Source organism: Mangrovibacillus cuniculi, from assembly GCF_015482585.1.
Taxonomy (GTDB): domain Bacteria; phylum Bacillota; class Bacilli; order Bacillales; family R1DC41; genus Mangrovibacillus; species Mangrovibacillus cuniculi.
The window spans coordinates 2,807,501-2,812,500 of record NZ_CP049742.1; the positions used below are offsets into that span (position 1 = coordinate 2,807,501).

Annotated in this window: 9 tRNA genes and 4 rRNA genes (2 of these 13 running past the window's edge); all 13 read left to right on the forward strand. The window is 51.9% G+C overall.

Going from position 1 to position 5,000, the window contains the following annotated elements:
- Window positions 1–1,233 (forward strand): 23S ribosomal RNA (locus tag G8O30_RS14150) (it extends 1,698 nt beyond the left edge of the window).
- Window positions 1,234–1,321: 88 nt separating this feature from the next.
- Window positions 1,322–1,438 (forward strand): 5S ribosomal RNA (gene rrf / locus G8O30_RS14155).
- A gap of 9 nt (window positions 1,439–1,447) precedes the next feature.
- Window positions 1,448–1,523, forward strand: a tRNA-Val gene (locus tag G8O30_RS14160).
- Between the two features lie 7 nt (window positions 1,524–1,530).
- Window positions 1,531–1,606 (forward strand) — tRNA-Thr (locus G8O30_RS14165).
- Between the two features lie 20 nt (window positions 1,607–1,626).
- Window positions 1,627–1,702, forward strand: a tRNA-Lys gene (locus tag G8O30_RS14170).
- A 3-nt stretch (window positions 1,703–1,705) separates the two neighbouring features.
- Window positions 1,706–1,787, forward strand: a tRNA-Leu gene (locus G8O30_RS14175).
- A 12-nt stretch (window positions 1,788–1,799) separates the two neighbouring features.
- A tRNA-Gly gene (locus G8O30_RS14180) sits at window positions 1,800–1,874 on the forward strand.
- Between the two features lie 13 nt (window positions 1,875–1,887).
- Window positions 1,888–1,976, forward strand: a tRNA-Leu gene (locus tag G8O30_RS14185).
- Window positions 1,977–1,993: 17 nt separating this feature from the next.
- Window positions 1,994–2,070: transfer RNA gene (locus G8O30_RS14190), tRNA-Arg, on the forward strand.
- 7 nt (window positions 2,071–2,077) lie between these two features.
- Window positions 2,078–2,154 (forward strand) — tRNA-Pro (locus G8O30_RS14195).
- 20 nt (window positions 2,155–2,174) lie between these two features.
- Window positions 2,175–2,250, forward strand: a tRNA-Ala gene (locus G8O30_RS14200).
- Between the two features lie 104 nt (window positions 2,251–2,354).
- A 16S ribosomal RNA gene (locus G8O30_RS14205) occupies window positions 2,355–3,905 on the forward strand.
- Window positions 3,906–4,110: 205 nt separating this feature from the next.
- Window positions 4,111–5,000: ribosomal RNA gene (locus G8O30_RS14210) — 23S ribosomal RNA — on the forward strand; it runs 2,041 nt beyond the window's last position.
- Together the 16S, 23S and 5S rRNA genes with 9 tRNA genes alongside form the textbook arrangement of a ribosomal RNA operon.

Consider the following 5,000-nt stretch of genomic DNA (forward strand, 5'->3'; position numbering starts at 1 on the left):
CGAGAGAACTCTCGTTAAGGAACTCGGCAAAATGACCCCGTAACTTCGGGATAAGGGGTGCTCTGATAGGGTGAAAGCCCGAGAGAGCCGCAGTGAATAGGCCCAGGCGACTGTTTAGCAAAAACACAGGTCTCTGCGAAGCCGCAAGGCGAAGTATAGGGGCTGACGCCTGCCCGGTGCTGGAAGGTTAAGGAGAGGGGTTAGCTCACGCGAAGCTCTGAACCGAAGCCCCAGTAAACGGCGGCCGTAACTATAACGGTCCTAAGGTAGCGAAATTCCTTGTCGGGTAAGTTCCGACCCGCACGAAAGGCGTAACGATCTGGGCACTGTCTCAACGAGAGACTCGGTGAAATTATAGTACCTGTGAAGATGCAGGTTACCCGCGACAGGACGGAAAGACCCCGTGGAGCTTTACTGCAACCTGATATTGAATTTTGGTACAGCTTGTACAGGATAGGTAGGAGCCTTGGAAGCCGGAGCGCCAGCTTCGGTGGAGGCATTGGTGGGATACTACCCTGGCTGTATTGAACTTCTAACCCGCGCCCCTTATCGGGGTGGGAGACAGTGTCAGGTGGGCAGTTTGACTGGGGCGGTCGCCTCCTAAAAGGTAACGGAGGCGCCCAAAGGTTCCCTCAGAATGGTTGGAAATCATTCGTAGAGTGTAAAGGCACAAGGGAGCTTGACTGCGAGACCTACAAGTCGAGCAGGGACGAAAGTCGGGCTTAGTGATCCGGTGGTTCCGCATGGAAGGGCCATCGCTCAACGGATAAAAGCTACCCCGGGGATAACAGGCTTATCTCCCCCAAGAGTCCACATCGACGGGGAGGTTTGGCACCTCGATGTCGGCTCATCGCATCCTGGGGCTGTAGTCGGTCCCAAGGGTTGGGCTGTTCGCCCATTAAAGCGGTACGCGAGCTGGGTTCAGAACGTCGTGAGACAGTTCGGTCCCTATCCGTCGTGGGCGTAGGAAATTTGAGAGGAGCTGTCCTTAGTACGAGAGGACCGGGATGGACGCACCGCTGGTGTACCAGTTGTCTTGCCAAAGGCATCGCTGGGTAGCTATGTGCGGAAGGGATAAGTGCTGAAAGCATCTAAGCATGAAGCCCCCTCAAGATGAGATTTCCCATTCGTAAGAAGTAAGATCCCTGAAAGATGATCAGGTAGATAGGTTCGAGGTGGAAGCATGGCGACATGTGGAGCTGACGAATACTAATCGATCGAGGACTTAACCAAGTCAAACTTGGTGATTCTCGGCAATACGCTTTGGTGGCGCGCAGTATTTAGTTTTGAAAGAACAACGTTCTTTTACATGTACATAGAGTCTGGTGGCGATAGCGAGAAGGTCACACCCGTTCCCATCCCGAACACGGCAGTTAAGCTTCTCAGCGCCAATGGTAGTTGGGGGTTCTCCCCCTGTGAGAGTAGGACGTCGCCAGGCTTAAAATACGGAGGATTAGCTCAGCTGGGAGAGCACCTGCCTTACAAGCAGGGGGTCGGCGGTTCGATCCCGTCATCCTCCACCATATATTTGCCGGTGTAGCTCAGTTGGTAGAGCAACTGACTTGTAATCAGTAGGTCGTGGGTTCGACTCCTATCGCCGGCACCATTTTCTCTTTAGTTTATAAAGAGCCATTAGCTCAGTTGGTAGAGCATCTGACTTTTAATCAGAGGGTCGAAGGTTCGAATCCTTCATGGCTCACCATTTGCGGGTGTGGCGGAATTGGCAGACGCACTAGACTTAGGATCTAGCGCCGCAAGGCGTGGGGGTTCGACTCCCTTCACCCGCATAATTTCATAACGCGGAAGTAGTTCAGTGGTAGAACACCACCTTGCCAAGGTGGGGGTCGCGGGTTCGAATCCCGTCTTCCGCTCCAACAATTAGATAGTGCCGGGGTGGCGGAACTGGCAGACGCACAGGACTTAAAATCCTGCGGTAGGTGACTACCGTACCGGTTCGATTCCGGTCCTCGGCACCATTCTTAAAAATTTAAAAGCGCCCGTAGCTCAATTGGATAGAGCGTTTGACTACGGATCAAAAGGTTAGGGGTTCGACTCCTCTCGGGCGCGCCATATATATCGGGGAGTAGCTCAGCTTGGTAGAGCACTTGGTTTGGGACCAAGGGGTCGCAGGTTCGAATCCTGTCTTCCCGACCATTACATATTTAACAGATTACGGGGCCTTAGCTCAGCTGGGAGAGCGCCTGCTTTGCACGCAGGAGGTCAGCGGTTCGATCCCGCTAGGCTCCACCAATTTTATTATTGAACTTTGAAAACTAAACAAACCAAGTGCCAACGTTTAATTCAGTTGTTTCTAGGAAACAACAAAACAAGTTTTTTATGAGCTAATCAAACATCTATTGGAGAGTTTGATCCTGGCTCAGGACGAACGCTGGCGGCGTGCCTAATACATGCAAGTCGAGCGGACTTGTGGGAGCTTGCTCCCGCAAGTTAGCGGCGGACGGGTGAGTAACACGTGGGTAACCTGCCTGTAAGATTGGGATAACTCCGGGAAACCGGGGCTAATACCGAATAACATCATTTGTCGCATGACAGATGATTCAAAGGTGGCTTCGGCTATCACTTACAGATGGACCCGCGGCGCATTAGCTAGTTGGTGAGGTAACGGCTCACCAAGGCGACGATGCGTAGCCGACCTGAGAGGGTGATCGGCCACACTGGGACTGAGACACGGCCCAGACTCCTACGGGAGGCAGCAGTAGGGAATCTTCCGCAATGGACGAAAGTCTGACGGAGCAACGCCGCGTGAGTGAAGAAGGTTTTCGGATCGTAAAACTCTGTTGTTAGGGAAGAACAAGTACCGTTCGAATAGGGCGGTACCTTGACGGTACCTAACCAGAAAGCCACGGCTAACTACGTGCCAGCAGCCGCGGTAATACGTAGGTGGCAAGCGTTGTCCGGAATTATTGGGCGTAAAGCGCGCGCAGGTGGTTTCTTAAGTCTGATGTGAAAGCCCACGGCTCAACCGTGGAGGGTCATTGGAAACTGGGAAACTTGAGTGCAGAAGAGGAAAGTGGAATTCCACGTGTAGCGGTGAAATGCGTAGAGATGTGGAGGAACACCAGTGGCGAAGGCGACTTTCTGGTCTGTAACTGACACTGAGGCGCGAAAGCGTGGGGAGCAAACAGGATTAGATACCCTGGTAGTCCACGCCGTAAACGATGAGTGCTAAGTGTTGGAGGGTTTCCGCCCTTCAGTGCTGCAGCTAACGCATTAAGCACTCCGCCTGGGGAGTACGGTCGCAAGACTGAAACTCAAAGGAATTGACGGGGGCCCGCACAAGCGGTGGAGCATGTGGTTTAATTCGAAGCAACGCGAAGAACCTTACCAGCTCTTGACATCCTCTGACAACCCTAGAGATAGGGCGTTCCCCTTCGGGGGACAGAGTGACAGGTGGTGCATGGTTGTCGTCAGCTCGTGTCGTGAGATGTTGGGTTAAGTCCCGCAACGAGCGCAACCCTTGATCTTAGTTGCCATCATTCAGTTGGGCACTCTAAGGTGACTGCCGGTGACAAACCGGAGGAAGGTGGGGATGACGTCAAATCATCATGCCCCTTATGAGCTGGGCTACACACGTGCTACAATGGACGGTACAAAGGGCTGCAAGACCGCGAGGTTAAGCCAATCCCATAAAACCGTTCTCAGTTCGGATTGTAGGCTGCAACTCGCCTACATGAAGCTGGAATCGCTAGTAATCGCGGATCAGCATGCCGCGGTGAATACGTTCCCGGGCCTTGTACACACCGCCCGTCACACCACGAGAGTTTGTAACACCCGAAGTCGGTGGGGTAACCTTTTGGAGCCAGCCGCCTAAGGTGGGACAGATGATTGGGGTGAAGTCGTAACAAGGTAGCCGTATCGGAAGGTGCGGCTGGATCACCTCCTTTCTAAGGATATATTACGGAACAGTACTTCTTCGGAAGTACTGACGTTCGGCACATATATTGGTTTGTTTAGTTTTGATGGTTCAATCCATCAAAACTTTTGTTCTTTGAAAACTAAATACTGTAAGACACCAAAGCAATTAAAACCGAGAATCGCCATCTTAAGATTTCTTTCCATTATGGTAAGAAAAAATATAGCATTATTAACGGTTAAGTTAATAAGGGCGCACGGTGGATGCCTTGGCACTAGGAGCCGATGAAGGACGTCACTAACAACGATATGCTTCGGGGAGCTGTAAGTAAGCTTTGATCCGGAGATTTCCGAATGGGGAAACCCACTGTTCGTAATGGAACAGTATCCTTCTCTGAATACATAGGAGTTGGAAGGCAGACCCGGGGAACTGAAACATCTAAGTACCCGGAGGAAGAGAAAGCAAACGCGATTCCCTTAGTAGCGGCGAGCGAAACGGGAACAGCCCAAACCAAGAGGCTTGCCTCTTGGGGTTGTAGGACACTCTATACGGAGTTACAAAAGAACGAGGTAGATGAAGCGACCTGGAAAGGTCCGCAAGAGAAGGTAAAAGCCCTGTAGTCGAAATCTTGTTCTCTCCTGAGTGGATCCTGAGTACGGCGGAACACGTGAAATTCCGTCGGAATCCGGGAGGACCATCTCCCAAGGCTAAATACTCCCTAGTGACCGATAGTGAACCAGTACCGTGAGGGAAAGGTGAAAAGCACCCCGGAAGGGGAGTGAAATAGATCCTGAAACCGTGTGCCTACAAGTAGTTAGAGCCCGTTAATGGGTGATAGCGTGCCTTTTGTAGAATGAACCGGCGAGTTACGATTTCATGCAAGGTTAAGTTTTAGAAGACGGAGCCGCAGCGAAAGCGAGTCTGAATAGGGCGAATGAGTATGAGGTCGTAGACCCGAAACCAGGTGATCTACCCATGTCCAGGGTGAAGTTCAGGTAACACTGAATGGAGGCCCGAACCCACGCACGTTGAAAAGTGCGGGGATGAGGTGTGGGTAGCGGAGAAATTCCAATCGAACTTGGAGATAGCTGGTTCTCTCCGAAATAGCTTTAGGGCTAGCCTCACG